General features: G+C 57.0%; 23 protein-coding genes. 16 read left to right on the top strand and 7 right to left on the bottom strand.

Translation table 11 applies throughout. From position 1 onward, the window contains the following. Positions 1-57 precede the first annotated feature (57 nt). Together BLO97_RS14575 and BLO97_RS14570 are read left to right on the top strand one after the other, a co-directional pair. Entirely contained in the window at positions 58-1,296 is a 1,239-nt protein-coding gene (locus tag BLO97_RS14575; protein WP_092224474.1) for an OprD family porin, read from the top strand. A gap of 67 nt (positions 1,297-1,363) precedes the next feature. Further along, positions 1,364-2,035, top strand: a complete 672-nt coding sequence (locus BLO97_RS14570) for a phosphoglycerate mutase family protein (protein WP_175489847.1) — start codon at positions 1,364-1,366, stop codon at positions 2,033-2,035. Here the strand turns inward: BLO97_RS14570 and BLO97_RS14565 are convergent. Both BLO97_RS14565 and BLO97_RS14560 read right to left on the bottom strand, forming a co-directional pair. After that, complete coding sequence (locus BLO97_RS14565) at positions 2,024-2,704, bottom strand: class I SAM-dependent methyltransferase (RefSeq protein WP_092346423.1); 681 nt, start codon at positions 2,702-2,704, stop codon at positions 2,024-2,026. The two genes, BLO97_RS14570 and BLO97_RS14565, sit on opposite strands and share 12 nt — an antisense overlap. A gap of 63 nt (positions 2,705-2,767) precedes the next feature. After that, the gene (locus tag BLO97_RS14560; protein ID WP_092346421.1) at positions 2,768-3,397 is read right to left on the bottom strand and encodes a LysE family translocator; all 630 of its coding nucleotides are present in this window, start codon (positions 3,395-3,397) and stop codon (positions 2,768-2,770) included. A 155-nt stretch (positions 3,398-3,552) separates the two neighbouring features. Here BLO97_RS14560 and BLO97_RS14555 point away from each other — a divergent pair, with 155 nt between their 5' ends. The 9 genes from BLO97_RS14555 (at position 3,553) to BLO97_RS14515 (ending at position 12,994) form a co-directional block, all read left to right on the top strand. Next, positions 3,553-4,929, top strand: a complete 1,377-nt coding sequence (locus BLO97_RS14555) for an XAC2610-related protein (RefSeq protein ID WP_092346419.1) — start codon at positions 3,553-3,555, stop codon at positions 4,927-4,929. Positions 4,930-5,128: 199 nt separating this feature from the next. After that, positions 5,129-5,983, top strand: a complete 855-nt coding sequence (locus tag BLO97_RS14550; RefSeq protein ID WP_092143349.1) for a MurR/RpiR family transcriptional regulator — start codon at positions 5,129-5,131, stop codon at positions 5,981-5,983. A 38-nt stretch (positions 5,984-6,021) separates the two neighbouring features. Further along, positions 6,022-6,561, top strand: a complete 540-nt coding sequence (ddpX, locus tag BLO97_RS14545; RefSeq protein ID WP_092143352.1) for a D-alanyl-D-alanine dipeptidase — start codon at positions 6,022-6,024, stop codon at positions 6,559-6,561. Between the two features lie 162 nt (positions 6,562-6,723). Then, positions 6,724-8,304, top strand: a complete 1,581-nt coding sequence (locus tag BLO97_RS14540; protein WP_092346417.1) for an ABC transporter substrate-binding protein — start codon at positions 6,724-6,726, stop codon at positions 8,302-8,304. 76 nt (positions 8,305-8,380) lie between these two features. Continuing rightward, complete coding sequence (locus BLO97_RS14535) at positions 8,381-9,397, top strand: ABC transporter permease (RefSeq protein WP_003201952.1); 1,017 nt, start codon at positions 8,381-8,383, stop codon at positions 9,395-9,397. A 1-nt stretch (position 9,398) separates the two neighbouring features. Further along, positions 9,399-10,280: a D,D-dipeptide ABC transporter permease gene (gene ddpC, locus BLO97_RS14530; RefSeq protein WP_092346415.1), complete on the top strand. Its 882-nt coding sequence runs from the start codon at positions 9,399-9,401 to the stop codon at positions 10,278-10,280. 2 nt (positions 10,281-10,282) lie between these two features. Beyond that, a complete protein-coding gene (locus BLO97_RS14525) occupies positions 10,283-11,272 on the top strand; it encodes an ABC transporter ATP-binding protein (RefSeq protein WP_092346413.1) in 990 nt (329 codons plus the stop codon). After that, positions 11,272-12,240 (top strand): ABC transporter ATP-binding protein, encoded by a 969-nt coding sequence (locus BLO97_RS14520; protein WP_092346411.1) that lies wholly within the window; start codon positions 11,272-11,274, stop codon positions 12,238-12,240. The genes BLO97_RS14525 and BLO97_RS14520 overlap by 1 nt, the downstream gene beginning before the upstream one ends. 220 nt (positions 12,241-12,460) lie before the next feature. Next, positions 12,461-12,994, top strand: a complete 534-nt coding sequence (locus tag BLO97_RS14515) for a carboxypeptidase-like regulatory domain-containing protein (RefSeq protein WP_139197685.1) — start codon at positions 12,461-12,463, stop codon at positions 12,992-12,994. On the opposite strand, the gene BLO97_RS14510 is transcribed toward BLO97_RS14515, so the two are convergent. Together BLO97_RS14510 and BLO97_RS14505 are read right to left on the bottom strand one after the other, a co-directional pair. Next, positions 12,989-14,902: an HNH endonuclease family protein gene (locus BLO97_RS14510; RefSeq protein ID WP_092346409.1), complete on the bottom strand. Its 1,914-nt coding sequence runs from the start codon at positions 14,900-14,902 to the stop codon at positions 12,989-12,991. The genes BLO97_RS14515 and BLO97_RS14510 overlap by 6 nt on opposite strands. Continuing rightward, positions 14,899-15,579 carry a peptidoglycan-binding domain-containing protein gene (locus BLO97_RS14505; RefSeq protein ID WP_092346407.1) on the bottom strand — a complete coding sequence of 227 codons (681 nt, stop codon included), beginning with the start codon at positions 15,577-15,579 and terminating at the stop codon, positions 14,899-14,901. Before BLO97_RS14505 ends, BLO97_RS14510 begins: the two co-directional genes overlap by 4 nt. 540 nt (positions 15,580-16,119) lie before the next feature. On the opposite strand from BLO97_RS14505, the gene BLO97_RS14500 reads away from it, so the two are divergent. Continuing rightward, positions 16,120-16,875, top strand: a complete 756-nt coding sequence (locus tag BLO97_RS14500) for a hypothetical protein (protein WP_092346405.1) — start codon at positions 16,120-16,122, stop codon at positions 16,873-16,875. Positions 16,876-16,994: 119 nt separating this feature from the next. Here the strand turns inward: BLO97_RS14500 and BLO97_RS32325 are convergent, their stop codons facing one another. Further along, a complete protein-coding gene (locus BLO97_RS32325) occupies positions 16,995-17,267 on the bottom strand; it encodes an HNH endonuclease (protein ID WP_371914899.1) in 273 nt (90 codons plus the stop codon). 443 nt (positions 17,268-17,710) lie between these two features. Here BLO97_RS32325 and BLO97_RS14490 point away from each other — a divergent pair, with 443 nt between their 5' ends. Both BLO97_RS14490 and BLO97_RS14485 read left to right on the top strand, forming a co-directional pair. Then, positions 17,711-18,118 carry an ACT domain-containing protein gene (locus BLO97_RS14490; RefSeq protein WP_092346401.1) on the top strand — a complete coding sequence of 136 codons (408 nt, stop codon included), beginning with the start codon at positions 17,711-17,713 and terminating at the stop codon, positions 18,116-18,118. Between the two features lie 102 nt (positions 18,119-18,220). Next, positions 18,221-18,814 carry a hypothetical protein gene (locus BLO97_RS14485; RefSeq protein WP_092346399.1) on the top strand — a complete coding sequence of 198 codons (594 nt, stop codon included), beginning with the start codon at positions 18,221-18,223 and terminating at the stop codon, positions 18,812-18,814. 60 nt (positions 18,815-18,874) lie between these two features. Here BLO97_RS14485 and BLO97_RS31945 read toward each other — a convergent pair whose 3' ends face one another. Together BLO97_RS31945 and BLO97_RS14480 are read right to left on the bottom strand one after the other, a co-directional pair. After that, positions 18,875-19,009 carry a hypothetical protein gene (locus BLO97_RS31945; protein ID WP_256571890.1) on the bottom strand — a complete coding sequence of 45 codons (135 nt, stop codon included), beginning with the start codon at positions 19,007-19,009 and terminating at the stop codon, positions 18,875-18,877. A 968-nt stretch (positions 19,010-19,977) separates the two neighbouring features. Further along, positions 19,978-20,478: an Lrp/AsnC family transcriptional regulator gene (locus BLO97_RS14480; RefSeq protein WP_092346397.1), complete on the bottom strand. Its 501-nt coding sequence runs from the start codon at positions 20,476-20,478 to the stop codon at positions 19,978-19,980. Between the two features lie 118 nt (positions 20,479-20,596). On the opposite strand from BLO97_RS14480, the gene BLO97_RS14475 reads away from it, so the two are divergent. Beyond that, entirely contained in the window at positions 20,597-21,631 is a 1,035-nt protein-coding gene (locus tag BLO97_RS14475) for a histone deacetylase family protein (RefSeq protein ID WP_092346395.1), read from the top strand. Between the two features lie 51 nt (positions 21,632-21,682). Next, complete coding sequence (locus BLO97_RS14470; RefSeq protein ID WP_092346393.1) at positions 21,683-22,738, top strand: ornithine cyclodeaminase; 1,056 nt, start codon at positions 21,683-21,685, stop codon at positions 22,736-22,738. The last annotated feature ends 147 nt before the right edge of the window (positions 22,739-22,885 follow it).

Here is a 22,885-nt window from a genome sequence, read left to right as displayed (position 1 = left end):
ACGCGATTGCAACGCCCCCGAGAGGGTTCGCTCGCGTCCATAAAAAAGGAGCATGCCATGGGGCATTTCACATCCACCTGGTTTTATACCCCCGCCGGTACGTTGCTGGGCCTGAGCCTGATCGGCGTGCCGAACGCCCAGGCCGACTTCATCGCCGACAGCAAAGGCAGCCTGGAGGCCCGCAACTTCTACTTCAACCGCGACTTCCGCCACGAAGGGGCACGGGACAAGGCTGAAGAATGGGCGCAGGGCTTTCTGCTGCGGATGGAGTCGGGATACACCGCCGGGACCGTGGGTTTCGGCCTCGATGCCTTGGGCATGGCCGGTTTCAAACTGGATTCCGGGGGCGGTACGGCGGGCACCAACCTGCTGCCAGCGGATCGGTCCGGCGGCTCGCAAGACCGCTATGGCGAACTGGGCCTGACCGCCAAAGTCCGAGTGTCCAACAGCACCTTGAAGTTGGGAACGTTGCAGATCAAGGACCCTGCGGTAAGTTCCAACGACACGCGCCTGTTGCCGGGAACCTTCAAGGGCGGCTTGTTGAGCGTGCAGGAAATCGATCGTTTGAAGCTGACCGCCGGGCAACTCACCCAGATCAATTTTGTCGACTCCACCGATTACCAGGACATGACCGCCAACCGCATCGGCGGCAGCAGCGACAAGTTCCAGTTCGCCGGAGCCGACTATCAGTTCCTGCCGAACCTCACGGCGCAATACCGCTATAGCCTGTTGGAAGACATCTACCAGCAGAACTACCTCGGCTTCGTCCACACCCTGGACCTGGGCGCAGGCCAGTCGTTCAAGAGCGACGTGCGCTATTCGCGCAGCACCGAAGACGGCAGTTTTCGCGAACTCGACAACCAGGCTTTCGGCGCCATGTTCACCTACAGCCTGGCGGGCCATGCGCTGGGCCTGGGCTACCAGCGCATGAGCGGCGACGATCCGTTCCCGTACATCGGACGCAGCGATCCCTACCTGGTCAACTTTGTGCAGATCGGTGACTTCGCCAACATCGACGAGCGTTCCTGGCAAGCGCGCTATGACTACAACTTCGCGGCTATTGGCGTACCCGGGTTGACCTTCATGACTCGCTACATCACCGGCGACAACGTCCAGCGCAGCGCACCGGGCGAAGGCAAGGAATGGGAGCGCAACACGGATATCGCCTATGTGGTACAGGATGGAACCTTGAAGGGCCTCGGCTTGAAATGGCGCAACGCAACGGTGCGCTCGAATTTTGGCAACGACCTGGATGAGAACCGGTTGATCGTCAGCTACACGATGGCGCTTTGGTAAAGAGATCGCTGGTAAAACCGATCCTGTGGCACAAGAACTGGCTCCCTCGCCACAGGGTCATCACTCCTTGGATAAAAGGAGCATTGCACTCGATCAATGGCGTCGTTGCCTGTATACAGGTGCGCTTCGAAAGGGATTTTCAAGGCAAAACAAGGGAGCTGTCGCTGTGATTTACCTGATACGCCATGCCACGCCGCTGATCGATTACAAGCCCTGCAATGCGCATTCAGCCAAGTTGCTGCTGGATGAATACAATCAGACCTCGTCCATCGATGAGGGTGAAATTGCCGCATTCCTGAGCCAACCGGACTTGTCCCAAGCGCTTTTGGCGACCGAAGCCAACATCATTTCCTCGCCCGTCAACAGAGCCTACGCGACGGCATGCCGGCTATTCGAAGCCACACGTATCCAACAGGATGCTCGACTACGTGAATACGACCTGCGGTTAAGCAGCATTCCTGTCTTGAAAATGGGCGTGAGGCATTGGTTCGCCTTGCACAGGATCCTGTGGTTGCTGGGGATTTCACTGGGGGCCGCCAGCTGGAAAGCCGAACACCAGCGGGCGCTCGGTGTCGCCGATGAGCTTTACAACAGTTGCGGCGAACCGGGGAAGACCACGATCGTGGTGTCTCACGGCATGTTTCTCAGAACCGTCAGGAAAACCCTGCAAAAGCGCGGATTGCAGGCGCGCAGGGTGTATCGCTCGGGGTGTTTTACCGTCGAGTCGCTAACGCCATGACGGGGATTGCTCGGCCACCAGCAGTAACGACTGCGGCACCGGGCTTTGTGGGTGCTGAGGTTCCTGCAGGAGCACCAATCGGAAACCGGCCATGTCCAGGGCATTGAGCCAACTGGACAAGGTGCGGAAGTACCACGGCATACGTTGCCATTGGCCTTTGAAACCATCAAAGGTTTCTTCTCGCCAACCGTCCTGATAATCGCCCGCCGCCACGGTCCATGGATGCAGCGTCTGAACCACCAGCGCGCCACCTGGGCTGAGCAGGGCATTCATCGCAGTGAGCAATGGGATGATGTCCTGGTGCAGCAGGGCGAAGTTGGCGCAGATCAGGTCGTAGCCGCTGCCAACGTCCACCTTCTCCTGCACCAGTGCGTCATAGCTCGCCAGATGCACCGGCGAGGAACCCGCCGCCCGGGCCGCTTCGACCAGCGTCGCGTCGCCATCCACACCGACCGCTTCGATGCCCCTATCAGCCAGCGCCCGCAACAGCCAGCCTTCGCCGCAGCCCAGATCGAGCACGCGCTCGGGCTGGCGGCTCTGCACCACCAGTAGCATGGCCTGGTCCGTGACCGTCAGCCGGCTTTCGATGGCCCCCGTGCGGATGGCTTCGATCCAGGATTGGGCATTGTGGTGCCAGCTTTGAAGGAGGGTGGTTTCCGAGGACGACATTGATCCAGCTCCGCAATGGATTGGGTAAGCATAGGCCAATCGCTGGCGCAGCGAAGCCAGTGGTCAAAGCGGGCGGTCAAGAAACAACAGGCGTGCGGCCAGCGCTGCCATGACCCCGGCAAAACCATACGTGCCTAGGCGCCTTGAAATCCCGCCGCTTGCCAGCTTCGCCCTGAGCTGAGCGGCGCAAACACCCAACAGCGTATGAAAGACGAGTGCAATCAGCGCCAGCAACGCGCCCAGGAAGATCAACTGCACACTGACGCCTCCAGCCTTGACGTTGACGAACTGGGGCAGGAACACCATGAAGAACAGCAGCGCCTTGGGATTCAAGAGGCTGTTGAGGGCGCCTCGGCAGAAGATTTTCCACAGCGAAGCCACCTGGAGCTGGCTATTCTGAGTCGCTGCTGGCGTTCTCAGTGCTTGCCAGGCAAGCCAAAGCAGATAACCAGCCCCGGCCAGGCGCAGGATGTCGAACGCCGGCGCCCAGCTCATCACCAGCGCACCAATGCCCGCGCTGACCATCATCGTCATCAGCACGTCCGAAAAGGAAATGCCAAGGGCGGCGGCAATACCGGCACGCCAGCCGTGGGCCAGCGCATGACTGGTGACAAAGGCCATGTTGGGCCCTGGGACGATCAGCAGAAGCACAACAGCAACCACGAACAGGTAGAGATTGGCGGTATCCGGCATGGGAATCACTCCGTGGGGTGAGCCACGACAGTAAGCGAATGACGAGGAGGGCGTCAGTTACAGTCCGGGCCAATCTGATAGCAACAGTCGTTTCTCGCGATGCATCAAGGCAATCGCTAAACTGCTGGCCCGAATTTCAGCAAGGAAGTGGGTGGATGCGTTCGCTCGTCAGCAGTGTGCTTCTTTCCATGACGCTGGTATCCCCGGTCATGGCCGAGCCAAGGGCGTTTTCGGTGAATGATCGCAGCGGCCAATACCTGGTCGACGTGTTGTTCCCGGAGCCGCCGGAAGACCCGCATCAACTGGCGCACGCCTTTATCACCATTCGCGACAACACCACCCACCAAGCCCTGCAGCAATTGCAGACGCCCGCCGGCAATGTGCCCGTGGACCGCAACGGCAAGGTCGATAACTGGTTACTCGGCCCCCAGAGCCTGTTGTACTTCGATGACTTCAACTTCGATGGCCGCCTGGACTTGGCGATTCGTAACGGCAACGATCCCGATGCGAGTTACAAACCGGCGTTCGACGTCTACCTGCAAGACCCGCAGAAAACCCAATGGGTCCTCAATCCTGCGCTGACGGGTTTGGCAAAGGAGGACAGCAAAGGCATGTTCTCCGTCAGCCCGCTGGACGGTGTCCTGCTTTCGCAAACCGACCGCGACTGCTGCTGGACTCGCGCCACCCACTGGAAAATGCGCGGCGACGAGTTGGTCCTGCTTCACTCAGACACCGAGGAGCAAATCCAGCCGACCGAGGAGGGCGAAAATACCAGCATGCCCAGCGGCTACACGCGACGCACCACCGGTGAATTGAAAGATGGCCAGTGGCTCGAACAATCGAGCCTGGAAGGTCCGGAAAAGGAGGATCCAGTGATTCTTGCCGGAACCCTCGACGCCAGGACCCCGGTAGAGCTCTGGTACCAGGTACAGGGAACCGTGATCATTGGCGAGGTGCGCTACACCCAGGCTGGCACAGGCGAAGCGATCAAGCTGCTGGGAACCCGGGAAGACGCCGACGACGATCTCATCAGCCTCCACGAATACGCCGATGACGGTCGTCAAACCGGTACCTGGCGGATCTCCCGGGAAACAGTCGAACCCTACAATCACACCGGCACCTGGGTCAGCGGCATTCAGGGCGACGACAGCAAGTTGGCGATCCTGCTGCACGATGAAGAACGGGAATTGGATGGCGACAAAATCGACGACGTCGACGCTGACCAGCGCAGCGGCCATTACCAGATGCGCCAGGACGCCCTGGGGCGCGACGCCGACCTGGACTTGAAGATCCTGCCGGACCGCGACGCCAACGGAAAAGAAATCGCGGAATTGAGCGTGACCTTGAAGGGCGGCGTGACCGAGCATCACATCGTACCGATGGAAAGCGAAAACCTGATCATCGTGCGCGAGCCGCAAGTCTCCGAGAAAAACGCTCCGTATCACATTCAATTGGTGAAAGGCTTCGCGGTCATTGGGAACAACGCTGGGCCGGATTCGCAGGAGGGGCTGGGGGTGTATTTGAAGCAGTGAACGCAGCCTCCGTTAGGACGCACCGAAACCGCACTTGCCTCCACCTGTACCCAGCTTATTCATCGAGACCCAACACAATCACCGCAGGACGTCTGCTGAAAATAGTCATTGTATTGCTTCGAAATCGAATGTTATTGTTTTAACACGATAGAAATTAATGTCATCGCGGTAACATTTTGCGTTCGGGAGCTCTGAAACCATGGAAAAGAACAGCTTCCTGCAGTTGCTGGAGCGAGAGTTCTCCAACCTGACCCCGACTGGCAAGCGGATCGCCAGTTATCTGTTGGGTAACCCAGAACAGCTTCCGTTCGAGTCGGCCGATAGCATCGCGCAGCAGACCTCCACCACTGGGATTTCCGTAGGGCGTTTTTTTCGATCCCTTGGTTACCAGAACATCGATGAAATCAAACAGAGCCTGCGCGTTGAAACACCCACGTCGTGGCTTATCACTGATCGCATCGGCGCCTTTCGTGCCGAAAGCAATCAGCAAGATGCTCTTGATCGTTCCCTGAGTCGTGAGATCGAGGCCATTCGGTATGTCTACGGTCTAGCGCGCAGCGACGCCTTCGCCGATATCGTGCAACGTATCTACGAAGCCGATGCAGTGTTCATCCTCGGTATTCAGTCCACTCGAGGGATTCTCACAGCGTTCCATAGCCATCTTGAGTACATCCGGCCCAAGGTCTACTACGTCGATGGTCTGTCCGGCATCTACGCAGAAACCCTGAACTCCGGCTTTGCCAATCCCTACGCAATCATTGCGGATTTCCGCGCTTATTCCAGCGTGACTCAGACTTTCTGCGACGCGGCCATAGATAACAACCTCCCATTGGCCCTGATCACCGACCTGCAATGCCCCTGGGCCAGGGACTACCCACTTGACCTCTTGCAACTGAAAACCGATGTCGGGCAGTTCTGGGATTCGCCTGCGCCATTGGCCTGCCTGTTAAATCTCATCGTGTCGGCCGTCGCTGAGAAATACGGGGATCGGCTCGATGAGCGCTTGGCCAAGAACCGTCAATTGCAAAAAGCTTTCGGTCAGTTCGAAGGCTGATCCTCATCGTCCCACCGAATCCCAACTGGAGTATTGGCGTGAACAACAGCCCCCTTGTAGAGATCGATGCCCAGCGCTACCAGCTGCAAATCGATTTGATCTACGCCGGTGCAGACAACCTGGCAGGAAGAGTGATTTATCCAAATGCGCGTTGCCTGTTACATCACCAGGCTGCCGACTGTTTGTCCAAGGCCAGTCAGCTCGCGCGTCAGGCCGGCCTTACCCTTCGCATCTATGACGCCTATCGGCCGCCTTACGCTCAGTACCTGTTGTGGGACGCACTGCCAAACAACGACTACGTGCGTGACCCACATTTGGGCTCCCATCACAGCCGTGGTGTGGCGGTGGATCTGACACTGGTCGGTGCTGATGGCGAACCGCTGGATATGGGCACTGAATTCGACGCAATGGAAGAGAAATCCCACCAGTTCCATCCCGGCTTGCCAGTAGACGTGCAACGCAATCGATTGCTGCTGGTGGGGATCATGCTCGCCGCCGGCTTCCAGGCGATTGCTACCGAGTGGTGGCATTACGAACTTCCGAATGCCGACGATTACCCCTTGCTGGAAGACGTTTAAAACCACTGATTCACCAACAGATAGCACCGCGCAGCCCACGCTCAGTGCGGCTGATAACAATAACAAGACAGCGTTACTTACGTTTCACCTGCAACTGCCCGGTTATAGCTTTTATAAAAAACCTGACGTACTTCCCTCTATCGAATGATCAAGGAAACCGGCATGAACCCAATGAACACCGTGACCAGCAAAACCTTTCCCGGCGCCGGCAAGCTATTGCTGAGCATTTTGTGCAGTGCATTGAGCCTTGGCGCCTGGCAGGCCGCGACAGCGGCTGTACCACAAGACACCCTGGTCATCGGCAAACCCGCTGACCCCCAGACCCTCGACCCGGCCGTGACCTTCGATAACAACGACTGGACCATTACCTACCCGTCGTACCAGCGCCTGGTCGGCTACAAGGTCGAAGGCGACAAAAGCAGCACCGAAGTTCAGGGTGACCTGGCCGAGAGTTGGACCGTTTCTCCGGACAATCTGGTCTGGGAATTCAAAATCAAACCTGGTAACAAATTTGACGACGGCGCCCCTGTAGATGCCGCCGCGGTGAAGTTTTCCTTTGATCGCTTGATGACGCTCAAGCAGGGACCTTCCGGTGCATTTCCGGAGGACATGGTGGTCGCGGTCGTCGACCCGCAGACTATCCGGTTCACCCTGAAGACGCCTTTCTCGCCGTTCCTGTTTACCCTGGCCCACAATGGCGCGTCGATCATCAACCCCGCTGTGGTCAATAAAAGCGCGGACGTCAATGCCTGGCTGTCGAGCCACACCGCAGGCTCCGGTCCCTTCCGCTTGAGCAACTGGCAAAAAGGCCAGTCGTTGACCATGGAGCCCAACACCTACTTCGCCGGCCCCAAACCTGCGCTGAAAACCGTGGTCATCAAAATCATCGGTGAGCCCTCCGTGCGTCGTCTGCAATTGGAGCGGGGTGACCTGGACATCATCGAAGACATGCCCGAAGACCAGCTCGGCGTTCTTGCCAGCAAGCCCGGCGTGGCGGTGAAGGAGTTCCCGTCGCTACGGGTCACCTATCTCTACCTGAACAACAAAAAAGGCCCACTGACCAGCGTCGATGCACGTCGCGCGATCACCGAAGCGGTGGACTACAACGGCATCGTCAAAGGCATTCTCAGGGACAAGGCCAAGCTCCTGAACGGGCCAATCCCGGACGGCATGTGGGCGTATGACAGCTCGTTGCCGCCGATGAAGCAGGACATGGCAGCCGCCAAGGAAAGCCTCGCGAAAACGTCGCAGAAAATCACCAACCTCAGCTACATGTATTCGGACAAGGATCCTAACTGGGAACCGATCGGCCTGACCCTGCAAGCTGCATTGGCGCCACTGGGCATCAACCTCAAGCTGGAAAAGCTAGCCAACGCCACGCTGCGTGAGCGCGTCGGCCAGGCGGACTACGACATCGCGGTCGGTGCCTGGAGCCCGGACTTTGCCGACCCGTACATGTTCATGAACTTCTGGTTCGACTCCAAGATGCAGGGCCTGCAGGGCAACCGCTCGTTCTATAGCAACCCGCAAGTCGACAAATTGATTCGAGAAGCCGCCGCTAATAGCGACACCACGAAGCGCGTCGAGCTGTACCAGAGCGCGCAGAAAATGGTGCTCAAGGACAGCGTCTACGCCTACCTCTACCAGAAGAGCTACACCTTGCCGATGCGTGATTCGGTCAAGGGTTACGTGTTCAACCCCATGCTCGAACAGGTGTTCAACTTGGGCAGTATGAGCAAGTAAACCGACTCCCTCGCGCTGGCCATTCGTGGCTGGCGCGGCTTCTGATTTTCGTCGCGGGTGTTACCGAGGTGCCAAAATGGCCTTCCTGACTTTGTTGCGCAAGCGCCTGCTCGGCCTGTTGCTGGTCGTGTTCGGCGTTTCGCTGATTACCTTTGCAATTTCGCATCTGATCCCGGGTGATCCTGCTCGATTGATCGCTGGCGACCGGGCCAGTGATGCATTGGTGGCCGGTATACGTCATCAACTGGGATTGGATCTGCCGCTGTATCAACAATACGGTCGTTACCTGATGGACCTGGTGCAGGGAGACCTGGGAACCTCGATACGCACCAGCCGTCCCGTTCTGGAAGACCTGCAGACGTTCTTCCCGGCGACACTGGAGCTGGCGCTGGTAGCGCTGGTGCTTGCGATCCTGGCCGGCGTGCCGCTTGGCGTGCTGTCAGCGGTTTATCACAATCGGGCGATTGACCAGATCGCCCGCACGCTTGCAGTCACCGGAATTTCAACGCCGGCCTTTTGGCTCGGCCTGGGCGCAATCGTTCTGTTCTACGGGCATCTGGGCTGGTTGCCGGGAGGAGGGCGGCTGTCCGAAGGGCTTGCTCCGCCGCCGACAATCAGTGGTTTTTATCTGCTCGACTCGCTGCTCGCCGGTGAGGGCGCGCTGTTTCTCGATGCCGTCGAGCATCTGATTCTGCCGGCTGCGACCCTGGGATTCGTGACCTTGGGCGTCGTCGCCCGGCAGATTCGTTCAGCCATGCTTGATCAACTCGGCGAAGACTATATCCGCACCGCCCGCGCCTACGGCTTGTCGCGATGGACTGTGATCCTGCGCCACGCACTGCCTAACGCGCTCATTCCTTCGGTGACAGTCCTGGGGCTGACCCTCGGAGATTTGCTGTATGGCGCGGTGCTGACCGAAACGGTCTTCGCCTGGCCCGGCATGGGCGCCTATGTCGTCAAGTCGATCCAGTCGCTGGACTTCCCGGCGGTGATGGGCTTCGCCATTCTGGTTTCGTTCATCTATGTGCTGCTGAACATGGCCATCGACATTGTGTACCGCGTGATCGACCCACGCATCGGCGAGGTAAGTTGAAATGTCCGCTACCCTGATGGCCACGCGCCGCCCGCGCTGGAACGAAAAAATCGCCTATCTGACCTACCGCGTCCGCCGCAGTCCGCTGACCATGGCGGGCCTGGCGATCACCTGTGTCGTCTTGCTGTGCATGATCTTCGCCCCTTGGCTCGCCAGTCACGATCCCAACGCGCTGAACTTGGCCGAACGCCTGACGCCGCCATCCAGCACCCATTGGTTCGGCACCGACGAAGTCGGTCGCGACCTGTTCAGCCGCGTGCTGTTCGGTAGCCAGCAGTCGGTGGGTGTCGGTCTGTTCGTGGCTTTTGCATCCTGTTTTATCGGCGGGTTGCTGGGGTGCTTTTCCGGGGGCATCGGTGGTCGTTTCGACGCATTGATCATGCGCCTGATGGACATCATGCTGTCGGTGCCCTCGCTGGTGCTGATCATGGCCTTGGCGGCTGCGTTGGGGGCGAGCCTGTTCAACGCGATGCTGGCGATTACGCTTGTACGAATTCCGTCCTATGTCCGGCTAGCCCGCGGCCAAGCCTTGAGCATCCGCGAGATGGGTTATGTCAAGGCCGCCCAAACCTTCGGGGCAGGGCGCTGGCACCTGGTGCACTGGCACGTGGCGCGCAACGCAATGCCGCCATTGCTGGTGCAACTGAGCCTGGATATCGGCAGCGCGATCCTCATGGCTTCGGCCCTGGGCTTTATCGGCCTGGGAGCGCAGCAACCTACGGCCGAGTGGGGCGCGATGGTCGCCACCGGGCGCAACTACATCCTCGATAACTGGTGGTATTCGACCTTTCCAGGCCTGGCGATTCTGATCACGGCCACCGGGTTCAACTTGCTGGGCGATGGCGTACGCGATCTGCTCGATCCACGGCAACAGGGGAAGTGACCATGCAGACGTCGAGTCCAGTATTGTCCATCGACAACCTGAGCCTGGAATTCCCGGCTTACAAAAACAACGTCAAAGCGCTGAACGGCGTGTCGCTGCATGTCAATCCCGGGGAAATCGTCGGCGTCGTCGGCGAGTCCGGATCGGGCAAGTCGGTCACGGCCATGCTCAGCATGCGGTTGTTGCCCGAGCGCAGCTATCGCATCACCGCCGGCAGCTTAAGCATGCTCGGTCGTGACATGCTGGCAGCGCCTGAAAAAGAGTTACTGACGATTCGTGGGCGCGATGCCGCGATGATTTTCCAGGAGCCGATGACCGCCTTGAACCCGACCCGGCGCATCGGTAGGCAAATGCTCGATGTGATCATTCATCACCAGAAGATCAGCGTCGCCCAAGCCCGTCTCAAGGCGATCGCACTGTTGCGCGACATGCACATCGCCAGTCCGGAACAGGTATTGGAGAGCTATCCTTTCGAGCTGTCTGGCGGCATGCGCCAGCGGGTGATGATCGCGCTGGCGTTCTCCTGCGAACCCCAATTGCTGATTGCCGACGAGCCGACAACGGCCCTCGACGTGACCGTGCAACGCCAGGTGCTGTTGCTGTTGCGAGAAAAAGCCAGGCAGCGGGGCACGGCCATCTTGCTCATCACCCATGACATGGCATTGGTTTCGCAGTTCTGCGACCGGGTCTACGTCATGTACACAGGGGCAGTGGTCGAGGAGGGTCGCACGGCCGATGTCATGGGAAATCCACAACATCCCTATACGCAAGGTTTGCTCAGTGGTCTGCCGGAAATGGTCGAGCCGGGCCAGCCGCTGCTGACCATTCCCGGTCAGGTGCCGAACCTGGCCTCTTTGCCCGTGGGCTGTACTTTTCAGGAGCGGTGTACATACGCCATGCCGGTTTGTAGCAAGCGCCCGAATCTCAACACTATCAACGGTAATGACCAACGTAAAAGCGCGTGCTGGTTACCGGTCAAGGAGCTTTCGTGATGAACAGTGCCGTCTTTCAACCCATCACCCAAATGGCTCCCACGATTCTTCAACTTGACGATGTTCACGTTCGTTTCCCCGTGAGCAATGACTGGTTGGGGCGACCGCGTGGATATGCCCACGCCTTGAACGGCATTGATCTTCAGGTGCGGGCAGGCGAGACCCTGGGGGTTGTCGGCGAGTCAGGTTGCGGCAAGAGCACCTTGGCCCAGCTGTTGATGGGCCTGCTGCCGCCCAGCAGCGGGGAGATGAATTGGGCCAATCGCAGCGGCGAAGGTCGCAGGAACGTTCAGATTGTTTTCCAGGATCCACAGTCGTCCCTTGATCCGCGTCTGCCTATCTGGAGAATCATCACCGAGCCGTTATACGCCCGAGGCCATGTCAGCCATGCGCAGATGCGCGATGTAGCCGCCAGGGTCGCGGCCCAAGTCGGCATCCGCCCGGAATATCTGGACCGCTTCGCGCATCAGTTTTCCGGTGGGCAGCGTCAACGCATCGCCATCGCCCGAGCCCTTTCGTCAGACCCGGATATCATTGTCCTGGACGAGCCCACATCGGCGCTGGACATCTCGGTTCAGGCGCAGATTCTCAACCTGCTGGCAGAGCTGCAAAGTGCCCGCAATCTGACTTACATCCTGATTTCTCACAACGTATCCGTGGTGCGTCATATGGCTAATCGGGTAGCGGTGATGTACTTGGGGCAAATCGTTGAACAGGGTAGCGTGGCTCAAGTGCTCGATCAGCCACGTCACCCCTATACCCGTTTGTTGCTCGAGGCGGTACCACGACTGGGCGTGCCACTGCACGACGAGCAAGTCGCGGCGCCGACCGAATTACCAGGGAACCGCCGACTACCGAGCGGCTGCTTCTTCCGCGAACGGTGCAGTCTATGCACCACTGGCTGCGAGAAGCCTCAGGCCTTGCTGGGCGATGAGCTGCAGCGTGTGCGATGTCATTTACAGGATTGAGTCACTGACTTCGCAGTTTTCGCACCGGACTTATCAGTGGCCTGTAGCAGGGTCTCCATGATAATCATCTAGACTGCTCCTTCATCCTCCTGCCCAGGACTGGCAGCCTATGCGGATATGTTTTTTTGACGGGGCTGATCGCATCGAACTGGGCTCTCGATCCAGCTTTGCTGACGGTCCGTCCATGCAGCAAGGGGGGAGCGGGGCGACCAGGATCGAAATGCGTGAACCGTGGCAGGCCGACAGTTTTATTCACCGACATTTTGCCGGAGCCGATCAGATACACCGTTTGCGCGCGCTGTTATCCGCCCAGGAGTCTCTGGTCCATCTGCTGGATGATCGCGAAGTTCGCCGTCAGGTCGCCAGCAAACTATGGTGCGGGGAGCTGTGTGCTTACGTTTATCCATACCAACGGCCGATGCCCGTTCGCGTACCGGCCTCGGTCGCTGTAGAAGAGGTCGTTGCGCCGGTGTCCGCCGCAGCCCGCAGGCGTCTGCCAGTAAAAGCCTCTTCCGAATCTGCCAGTCGACCTGAGCCGGTGGTACTGACATTCGTGGAGATCGAGTTGTTGGATATGCAGGGGCAGCCCGTTGCCGGGGAATCCTATGTCATTGCATTACCAAACGGGACCCAGCACAGCGGTGTGCTTGACGCGTTCGGACGGGCGAGGGTGGATGGCCTTGATCCGGGCAACTGTCAGGTGACGTTTCCGGAATTGGATCAGCGTGCGGTGGAGCGCTGGAAGGGCTCATGAATTGGACTTGAGACGGATATGTTGCCACGCGGCGTCCAAATTCTGGGGCATGCCGGCGCGTTTGCGCAGCCCGGTGGCCTTGGGCGTGATCCAGGGTTTTGGTGGGGCTGGCAACGGAAATGGCATCACTGTTTCGGGAATATTGCCTATTTTCAGTTTAGCGACGGCCTCGGCAATTTCCTTCAGTGTGACGCGCATGCTGCTGGTGCTGTTGCTCACATCTTCGTTTGCGCAGGCCTGGCACCGACGGTCGAGCTCAGCGGTAAGTTGCTCACCAGCCTGACCGATCCTGACCACTTCGTCGCACCAGGGCGCTGTCTGATTCAAGCTTCGATTCAGGTTGAACGCTTGTGTCGCATGGTTGAGTCTGACGACGATCTGGTTGCAATGGACAGTGAGGTCTTCTGCGAGATCCGGCCCATATTCCGTCAGGTTCTGGTTCATCGTGTCCATCGCGCTGCTCCATGTATCCTTGTCGCACTCATAGGTTTCCAGGGCATTCCAGACATCAAGGACATCGCGCTCGTGGCTCAGAAAAGCAGTGACAAAAGCCGGGTCGTGACGGGGATAGCCTTTTTGGTCCTTGTAAAATTTGGCGTGCAGAGCCATGACCTTTGCCAGGCGGTCCCGGCAGACGTATTCGATGTGCGTTTGCTCAAATCCGGCATTCCATAACGGGGCATACGCACCAAGGGTGTCACGCGACGCTTTCAGCGCCTCCATGTCCGCTTGGTAAGTAGCCAGGATGACCGCATGCACGCCGAGCCGGGGAAGTTCGTGGACGCTGCGGGTGGCCGGGGCATTCCCGCTTTGTGCGGCCTGCAGCTGAGTGATGTGCTCGCGTGACTGCAGCACGTGTCTGGTCAGCTCCAGGCTCCAGCAGGCAAAGGCATCCATCGCCAACGCCGAAAACGGCGCCTGGGGCGTCGTGGAGTAATACAAGAACTCGATGGCCGAGCGGGTTTGATTCTCCGACACGGGGTAAGCGGTGTAGCGTTTCACTTTGTCGCGCAATGTTGGCACCGTCAGGGTCTTGAACCACTCGTCTCCACGCTGCCATTTCAGGAACTCGATCGTTAGGTCGAGGCTGTGGGTCATCTCCAGAAACACGCCTCGCAACATTGCCAGGTGCCGCATGCGGGCGAACACAAGCTCCTTGCGGTTCAGGCCGAGAACAAGAATGTTCTTGCCACCCCTGTCGCTCGTGGGCTGCATTTGTTGGTTAAGGTCGTCGAGAGGAGCGGGGACGGCTTCTCCCGTCTCTGAATCGAAGCTGATGTGTTCGCGCGGATTCTCGGTGACAGGATTGATCAACACCGGCCTTTCGGCATTGCTCGGGTTGTTCCATGCGTCGTGTCGCGGTGGACCCAAACGACCCCATTCGTTAATGGCTGCCCAGAACTCGTCCTCGGTGTCGAAGTCTTCCAGGCGCGGCGGTGGGGTCGTCAGGTTGTCCGGTATCACGTCGAAGTAGTTTTTCTTGTAGGTCTCATTGCACTCCTTGCATGACCACAAGTGGTTGCTCCAGTCATAAACGTATTGAAAATAGCCGAGGTTATCGAGTGCCTGGGCGCCCACGGGGACGAAACCGTCGTGGCGTTTTTTCGGCCGAAAGTGCTCGACATCCCCGCCTGCGGTGCTCATGAAGCGCGCCTCGCAAAAGGCACACTTGCCATATTGGTCCACCTTCAGCAGCGCCTTGGCGTGAGGCGGCTTGTACTGATCGTCGTCGATGACGATCTTCACCGCGCCTTTTGGAACACTTTTTGTTTTTGCAGTGTTGGTGCCTTTGGTGCAGAGGACCACCATGGCGCCAGCCTGGACAGCTTGCTGGATGCTTTTTTGCATCTCAGCATGCGAGCGCTGTAGCGCGGGAGGGGCCGTTGGCGTTTTGTGAACCTGGATCATAGGGAGGCCTCTCCATGGTAGCCGTGGAGCGTCGCGCGTACGGCATCGCTCAGCAACTCATCGTCGTCAGGCAACCCGGCCTGCATCTTGAAAGCACCGATGGCCACCCGGGTCGCGTCATTCATCTGGCCATCGCATTCGCCGCTGAAGTAGCCGAGACCACGCAAGCGTTGTTGCACGCCCTTGAGGGTGCTGATCGGGTCGAGCGCGCGAAGCCTCAATGGATAGTCGCGGGAGAAGCCGTCAAAGGTTACGCGTACAGTGATGTCATCGGCGGTTGGCTCGAGCGGCCAGACAATATCGCCGTTCGCTTCAGCCGTGCCACGCCCCAGCAGCGTGTCACCACGCAGTACTTCAAAGTGGCGCGCCAGGCCTTGTCCGGCGAGCGCATAAGGACGAAACCGAAGCAAGGCAGGCGTGTTCAGCACGCGGAAAGTGTGCCTTCGCCCGGTGGCGTTCTGTTCGAAGGTCGCTTTCGTGCGCGGGGGAACGAACAATAAATCCCCCGACGCGAGCGTCGTCCCGTCCGGGTGTTGCTGGCGCAGGTTGGCATTGCGTGGGTGATCCCAGAGTGTCGAGCGCGCGTGTCCATAAGCGTAGGCCACGCTGTCGACGCTTTCGGCGGCTCCCAATGCCAGGACGATGCCGTCACCGCCAGGGTCCGATCTGGCATTCATACTGTCTATCCTTGTATGTCGCACTAAGGTCGTGTGTAGGAAATCGCACCCATTCAGCAGGCGATTTAAACCTTAGTACGTTATTTGCCTTTTTGGGAACACGGAGAACTTGGCGACAGTTGGTTGAGGGATATCGATGGCGTCACGGTACAGCATTGAATTGAGAGGATGAGATTGGCTTCAAATCCAGCCATCAATGGGGCCGTGGGAATACCTGAGAGTACACATAATGTATATTATGTTAAACGGCCTATGGATAAGTGTTTACTCTTTTGCCACCCTTCGTGGAAAGCGGACAAAATTTTCGAACGCACCATGACCTAGCCTTCCTCACGAGAAGCCGCGAGACTCGACTGGCTTCTCATTTGCTAAGCCTCAAGAAACGCTGGCCACCTCATCACATTGCCCCTGCGCAGGTCGCGACATGGACGAGCCGAAACTTTGTCTACAGCCGCAGACAGGCCCTATGCAGCATTCCCGAGGGCGGCGAAAGGTTGCCGGCGTCCAATCGCGATGCTGTATGAAATTCCGGAAAACCACATGAATGCAGAGCATCACACCGGCAACGACGCTAAAGCCGTCGCTTCAGGACTAGCATCGGGAATTATAGAAAAGATATGGGACTTCAACTGGTGCTTGAAAGCAGTCTACGTGGGCCTGTTTGCTGATATCTCATTGATTGTCTTAACGGGCCACGACCTAGCCAGTTCCTCCTTTGATACCGAAACCGTCCTCACCAACGCCGGCAAAGTACTGTGTGCGTCACTCGTATTCATGTGCTTCGTTTCACTAGTTGTACCGGCCATCGTCCACGTTCTTAATGTCTTGGCGCAGCCTACCCCGGAGCACCATCCGCTCCCACCGGACTGCGTGCGGCCGAGGGACTTGAAAAGGCTGGCGCTTGAAGAGAAAAGTGATTTCTTGCTCAAACTCTGCGTCCAGCACAGTTTGGACGTCAGGGAGGGTCAAGTTAAAAAAAACGATGCAAGAACTCTGCTCACAGGGCTGACGATACTGGTCGCGAGTGACTACATTTTGGGCTACCTGCATCACACCCCATCAATCATGAGGCTGCTCCAATCGCACCTGACCTGGGGGGTAGTTGTGGTATCTCTGCTTGCTCTGTACTACGGGATTGTCTGGACGTATGAACAAGAAGTGAAGGATCGATGGATTTGGTATCCGCCCCTCGCTGAGCAACAACGCCAAGCGCAGAAGGAAACTGAAGATCGCCAGCATGACGCTCATAGAAAGTATCAGGAGCCGCAGCGTGCCTTGCACCAGCCTGATGATTGACCCACATTGTAACTTTGACTATCCCGTATAGTCGTTACACTAGCCGACTGGCGCTTTGCCATATCCGCACCGCCGGTTTTGGGCTCAGCACCCTTGTTTGAGTTTGGCGACGTCAGCAGTCACTGGATCGACTTAAAAGACTGAAAAATCCATTCACGATGCCAGGCAAGATAGTACTCATGCCGCTTCTCGATTTGGGACAGCCGCTGGCGTACGTCAAGATTGAGACGTTGGGCGTCCTCAACGCTCAGCATCGGACTGATGACCAGCTCCCCCGACGCCCCGAAAGTAATCAATCCTTGATCGAAGGCAACGTCTAAGTGAGGAGCAAGCAGCAAGCCATTGAAAGGATCTAGCCGCTCTTCATCATTGGCTCTACTCCAAGGCTTAATATGGGACGCCCATGAATCTCGCAGTTATGATAAAGGTAGAGCTTCATGATGCAGTCTAGGATTTCGGCTCCGGAATAGACGTCAAGTACAATGGGGACCATGATTTACGCCCCAGTAAGTTTCGACAGAACATGGGCGTCTCCGAAGAAATGGTGCGTGAGTTCTACAATGGACTTAAATCAAACAAATAGAACTGGAATCTCCTATTCAATACTCGTTTGAGTGTTGGCGTTACCCTCCTCCCGACTATGCTATTACCGTTATCCACCCCGCGACGGCGGTGGCCACAGCCCCATTTAGGGGTACCAAGAGGAGTCACAAGACAAGATGCCAGACGCCCTCATGCAATATTAGGTTTGCTAATCCCGCATCATGAAATTTAACTTTTCTTATCGCGAAAAAATCCGAGACTGGGGCGTCAACAATCAATAGAGACTTATGAAATGTCGGGTGAAAAATCAATAGCAAAGCTACTCCATGGCATGAGCCCTTTGCTGAATGAGGGTAACTATGTCTTCTGCACTGTCAAAAACAGCAACATCTTGGAGGGGCAGGAAGTGCTGGGGAGCTTTCGGGAGAAGGAAGGCCTGACGGTCATCCTCGAGCAATCCGCAGCTCTGGCGCTGGGTCTTGAATTCGAATATGTCGCCGCCTGGATCACCCTGACCGTCCATTCGGCGCTGGATGCCGTTGGCTTGACGGCTGCTTTTGCAACTGCACTGGGAAATGCTGGCATCAGCTGTAATGTCATCGCGGCTTACTACCACGACCACATTTTTGTGGGCAAAGGTGATGCCCAGAAAGCAATCGAGGTGCTGCAGGCGCTCGCGCGATCTGGATCTGCTGACTAGAAAGCACCTCGAGGCATTTGAACCGGTCCTTCGAGAGCTGAGATGGGCATAATTCCATCGCTTTGGTTAGAATGGCTCCAATGCGATTCGGATATCTATTGAATGACAACAGTTGTATGGGATACGAAAATACTGGCTGCGGATACCTGCCATCGAGTCGCAAGAAACACTTACGGCGAGGATGCAGACAAGATCTTCGTCTCTTCCAAAAAGGTTCTTTTTGAGGGCTCTGAGCTCATCGCCGCAGCCGGTTCCGGCAATGTTTCCATGCTTTCGGATTGGTGGAAATACATCTGTGAGTCGCCGTGCTCCGCTGACGAACTAAAGGAAAAGATGAGAAAGCAAATATCGGGGAATTTGGGGACGCACGCTTTTTTAATCCTGACAGTTGATAAATGCTTTAAGATCGAAGCATCATCAAAAAAAGCAACTTCCTCAGACGTAACTGATATACCCGCGGCTATAGGCTCGGGGGGCGATTCAGCCTTACCACTACTCATCCAGAAATTTGGCGTATTCACTGCGATTGCTCGTGCAGCCAGGATGGACAGGGAAAACACCAATGCCAAAATCACCTGGATCAGCCGCGAGCCTGGTTCAACCACCAAGTATGCTAGTTTTCTGCAAATCGCATGGGCCAGGTGTCAAGAGACGTGGCTGCGGCTCTCCACCTCTAGGTACATCTGGAAGAGATAGCTGATGATAGGCTGTAAAAAAGGGCAGCCCACTCTCATGGGCCGCCCTTAAACACCCGATCTAGCTGCTCCTTATTTCATCAATCCAGCGAATCAACTGGCGACAGCATTCACGAAAAGCTTCGGATGCAGCCAACGCTGCGAGCGAGGAGACAATTTTTTTCAGCCAGTCAGGTGCGCCACGGCGAGTGCTCATAGTCGTAATCCTATGCATGAGCTAATAGACGTGGGTGTTTCAGCCGATATTAATTGCGCACCCATGATAGGTACGGCCGAGGCTCGGCCACGGAAATGGCCGGCGTCAAGCTTGATAACGCTCTTGTCAGTGGCTCATCTTCATCGACGGCCATTGCTAAGAACTCGCATCAGACACCCGATCCTCGAATGCACTGCGCTTCTTCTGCTCTCACATCACGATAGATGGAGAGTTCTTTGGGCTCTCGACTTCGCACGGGGCATACATCGAGAGCGCTATTTTTTGGCTACAAACCCAGCACAGCCGAGGCGTGCCGAATCTAGCGGCTACCGTAAGACGCGGTTAAGGCGCCCCCGGTGGTTTCTTCCTGATAAGCCGATAAGGCCATCGGTCCGTCTACGCGATTCAGGTGCGTGACGCGTCTGTGCTCTGCAACTGATATGAGCGCCTCAGCTGCAACAGGCCCTGACGCCTTGAGCGTGTAGGCACAAGCCGATCCTCGGCAACGCACTACATCATTCTGGGGCGTTGCACTCAACGTGCAGCGCTCCGATTTTTCTGCCCTAACCTAAAGTTCCTTTAGGTAGGGGCACCTAGTAATTTTAGGCCTGGCCATCTCTAATCGCTTGGTACAGCCTGGCCGGCGTCATCGCTAAGCGAAAAGTCTCTCGCTGGCTGATGAGCTATGTTTGGTCTGAAACAGCCCGTTGTTTTGAACATGGAAATCCAGGTTCGCGATGAGCATACAGGCTAGCGAGTGGTGTTTGCCACTGTCTTCGCTTTCCTGAGAGATCAGGCATGCGATGTACTTAGGCTTCGAAATCGAACACTACAAACCGGTCAGCTATTTCCTTCATCGGTCGCCAATGCCCAAGTGACGAGATGCTTTACGTTCACCGGGAACGTTCCTTCGAAGGTGCGGAGCAGTTAAGTGTAAAAGTTGTGCAGAGGGAAGATCGTCAACCCACTCACTCTTTGGTCGATTTGGGTATCGCAATACGGCTACTGGTCTTGACCTCGCGCAACGCCAGGCTCGACTGAATGGATGCAATACCCACCTGGCGCCTGAGCACCTGCTCGATGAAGTCACTGTAGCTATCAAGATCCTCTGCCAACACTTGCAACACGTAATCGGCATCCCCGGTGATCTTGTGACAAGACAACACTTCAGGCAATTGCGCAATCACCGCCTCGAAGGCGTCGGGAGCGTGATCGGCATGGGTGGAGAAACGGATGTGCACGAACGCCATGATATCCAACCCCAGCATGCGTCGATCAAGGTTGGCCTGATAGCCCTTGATCACGCCCGCTTCCTCCATTCTCTTACGCCGGCGCCAGCAAGGCGTGAGGCTTAACGACAGGCGCTCACTGAGCTCGGCGTTGGAAATGCTCGCATCCTCTTGCAGCAATGTGAGTATCGCCAGGTCCGTCTCGTCGAGGCTGATGCGTTTGGATGATTTTTTCTGCATTTCGCAAATCCTGAGTAAAAACGCCCGAAAAAAATAGCAAACCACGAATATAAAGCAAAGAAAGCGCATCCAGTCCAGAACAGAATATTTGCACTGGCCCACATTAACGGATGCGCAGATGTTTACAGTTTTCAGTGATTCCCACCGTTTGCACCACGGCACCGAATTGAAAGACGGCGTGCTCAAGCCGTCGTTCGAACAGCCCAGCCGGGCCGATACCGTACATGATCGAGTCAAGCAGGTAGGCCTTGGCCAGATCGTCGAACCACGGACATTTGACCGGTCGTGTTACGTCAATGCGCACAGCGAGCGCTACGTCAGCTTTCTTGAAAGCGCATGGTCAGAATGGTGTGCGACCGGGCGTACCCACGATGCCTTGCCGCTGGTATGGCCGGTGCGCGATTTGTCCAACGATCAAGTCCCGACTTTCATCGACGGAAAGCTCGGTTTCTTCGCCATGGATGCCGGTTCCCCAATTACCGCGACCACATGGCAAGCCGTAAAGACCAGCGCAGACATCGCCCTCACAGGCCTGGCGCTGATCGATGAAGGCCACGACAGTGCCTTCGCCCTGTGCCGTCCGCCCGGCCATCACGCAGCGCGCGAATACATGGGTGGCTATTGCTATCTCAATAACGCCGCCATTGCCGCACAGCAGGCCATCACTCAAGGCGCGAAACGCGTCGCGGTACTCGACGTCGACTTCCATCATGGCAACGGCACCCAAAACATCTTCTATGAACGCAGTGACGTCATGTTCGTGTCGCTGCACGGCGAACCCACGGTGTCTTATCCGTACTACTCAGGCTTCAGTCACGAAGTCGGCGCCGGCCATGGCGAAGGTTACAACCTCAATTACCCGTTGCCGAAAAACACCACCTGGGAAAGCTATCGCAATGCCCTGCTCCACTCCTGCAAGAAACTCCAGCAATTCGCCCCTGAAGTGCTGGTTATTTCACTCGGCGTCGACACGTTCAAGGACGACCCCATCAGCCACTTCCAGCTGGAAAGCGAAGATTTCATCGGCATCGGCGAGCTGATAGCGAGTGTGGGCTGCCGCACTCTGTTTGTGATGGAAGGCGGCTACATGGTCGATGAAATCGGAATCAATGCAGTCAATGTGCTGCATGGTTTCGAGAGCAAACGCAGCTGAGTCATCCCCTGCCCCGCAACGTTGTTACTACTGAACCGGAGAATAAAAAACATGACTCTTTTCTTAGACGTCGATCATGCCGCACGCCTGTTCGCCACAGTGGGCATCCGTCGCGCAATCCGCGAAATGGCGGATTACATCGAAGCTGATTATTCACGTTGGGCGCAGTTCGATAAGTCGCCTCGCACCGCCAATCACTCGGCCAAGGGTGTGATCGAGTTGATGCCGACCGACGATGGCCAGCAGTACTCGTTCAAATACGTCAATGGTCATCCGGACAACGGTCAAAGTAACTTGCTCACGGTCATGGCCTTCGGTGTCTTGGCCGATGTTCGCAGCGGCTATCCAACCCTGCTCAGTGAACTGACGCTGACCACCGCTGTGCGCACTGCGGCGACCTCCGCCTTGGTCGCGAAGTCCTTGGCGCGCCCGGATGCACGCATCATGGCCATCATCGGCAATGGCGCCCAAAGTGAATTTCAAGCCCTCGCCTTCCACGAAATGCTATCGATCAAGGAGTTGCGCATATTCGATATCGATCGCGACGCGTCGCTTAAGTTGAAGCGCAACCTGGCCGCGTTCCCGGATCTTGAAGTCATCCTGGCCGGCTCTGTACAAGAAGCGGTCAAAGGCGCAGACATCGTCACCACGGTCACCGCCGATAAAGCCTATGCAACGATTCTGACGCCCGAGATGATCGAGCCCGGCATGCATGTCAATGCCGTAGGGGGCGACTGTCCGGGGAAAACCGAGCTGCACGCCGAGATCTTGCGCAATGCCCGGGTCATTGTTGAATTTGAACCTCAGACCCGAATTGAAGGTGATATCCAGCAATTGGAAGCCGACTTTCCGGTCGTCGAGTTTTTCCGGATTGTTCAGGGCGAAATCAAGGGCCGCGAGAACGACGCGCAGGTCACGGTGTTCGATTCGGTGGGTTTTGCCCTCGAAGACTTTTCGTCACTGCGCTACGTACTAGACCTGGCCCAGGAGCATGCAATCGGTGAGCACATCCATCTGGTGCCGAAGCCTGCCAACATAAAAGACCTCTACCAAATCCTGGACCAGCAGCCAGCAATCGTCCCCTCACGCTTGCGCACAGTGAGCTGAAAACCATAGGTGATGCCCCTGAGCAAAGTGCCAAGGGGCCACTCACCACTGTGTGTACGCGACAAATCTCGCTATTCACAACCAACCACCGTCAGTAGCCGTTGCATCTCTAACAAATACGCAAGACACCACCTTTCTGCCAAAACT

This window comes from Pseudomonas sp. NFACC05-1 (assembly GCF_900100135.1).
Classification (GTDB): Bacteria; Pseudomonadota; Gammaproteobacteria; order Pseudomonadales; family Pseudomonadaceae; genus Aquipseudomonas; species Aquipseudomonas fluorescens_Q.
The sequence above is the reverse complement of the archived record's forward strand: the minus strand, read 5'-3'. Positions and strand labels throughout refer to the sequence as shown.

Excerpts from the sequence above, each read along its gene's own strand:
- BLO97_RS14575 (WP_092224474.1), top strand. The coding sequence starts at position 58 with ATGGGGCATTTCACATCCACCTGGTTTTATACCCCCGCCGGTACGTTG.
- BLO97_RS14565 (WP_092346423.1), bottom strand. The coding sequence starts at position 2,704 with ATGTCGTCCTCGGAAACCACCCTCCTTCAAAGCTGGCACCACAATGCC.
- BLO97_RS14560 (WP_092346421.1), bottom strand. The coding sequence starts at position 3,397 with ATGCCGGATACCGCCAATCTCTACCTGTTCGTGGTTGCTGTTGTGCTT.
- BLO97_RS14555 (WP_092346419.1), top strand. The coding sequence starts at position 3,553 with ATGCGTTCGCTCGTCAGCAGTGTGCTTCTTTCCATGACGCTGGTATCC.
- BLO97_RS14550 (WP_092143349.1), top strand. The coding sequence starts at position 5,129 with ATGGAAAAGAACAGCTTCCTGCAGTTGCTGGAGCGAGAGTTCTCCAAC.
- BLO97_RS14540 (WP_092346417.1), top strand. The coding sequence starts at position 6,724 with ATGAACCCAATGAACACCGTGACCAGCAAAACCTTTCCCGGCGCCGGC.
- BLO97_RS14535 (WP_003201952.1), top strand. The coding sequence starts at position 8,381 with ATGGCCTTCCTGACTTTGTTGCGCAAGCGCCTGCTCGGCCTGTTGCTG.
- ddpC (WP_092346415.1), top strand. The coding sequence starts at position 9,399 with ATGTCCGCTACCCTGATGGCCACGCGCCGCCCGCGCTGGAACGAAAAA.
- BLO97_RS14525 (WP_092346413.1), top strand. The coding sequence starts at position 10,283 with ATGCAGACGTCGAGTCCAGTATTGTCCATCGACAACCTGAGCCTGGAA.
- BLO97_RS14520 (WP_092346411.1), top strand. The coding sequence starts at position 11,272 with ATGAACAGTGCCGTCTTTCAACCCATCACCCAAATGGCTCCCACGATT.
- BLO97_RS14515 (WP_139197685.1), top strand. The coding sequence starts at position 12,461 with ATGCGTGAACCGTGGCAGGCCGACAGTTTTATTCACCGACATTTTGCC.
- BLO97_RS14510 (WP_092346409.1), bottom strand. The coding sequence starts at position 14,902 with ATGATCCAGGTTCACAAAACGCCAACGGCCCCTCCCGCGCTACAGCGC.
- BLO97_RS14505 (WP_092346407.1), bottom strand. The coding sequence starts at position 15,579 with ATGAATGCCAGATCGGACCCTGGCGGTGACGGCATCGTCCTGGCATTG.
- BLO97_RS14500 (WP_092346405.1), top strand. The coding sequence starts at position 16,120 with ATGAATGCAGAGCATCACACCGGCAACGACGCTAAAGCCGTCGCTTCA.
- BLO97_RS14490 (WP_092346401.1), top strand. The coding sequence starts at position 17,711 with ATGTCGGGTGAAAAATCAATAGCAAAGCTACTCCATGGCATGAGCCCT.
- BLO97_RS14485 (WP_092346399.1), top strand. The coding sequence starts at position 18,221 with ATGACAACAGTTGTATGGGATACGAAAATACTGGCTGCGGATACCTGC.
- BLO97_RS31945 (WP_256571890.1), bottom strand. The coding sequence starts at position 19,009 with ATGAGCACTCGCCGTGGCGCACCTGACTGGCTGAAAAAAATTGTCTCC.
- BLO97_RS14480 (WP_092346397.1), bottom strand. The coding sequence starts at position 20,478 with ATGCAGAAAAAATCATCCAAACGCATCAGCCTCGACGAGACGGACCTG.
- BLO97_RS14475 (WP_092346395.1), top strand. The coding sequence starts at position 20,597 with ATGTTTACAGTTTTCAGTGATTCCCACCGTTTGCACCACGGCACCGAA.
- BLO97_RS14470 (WP_092346393.1), top strand. The coding sequence starts at position 21,683 with ATGACTCTTTTCTTAGACGTCGATCATGCCGCACGCCTGTTCGCCACA.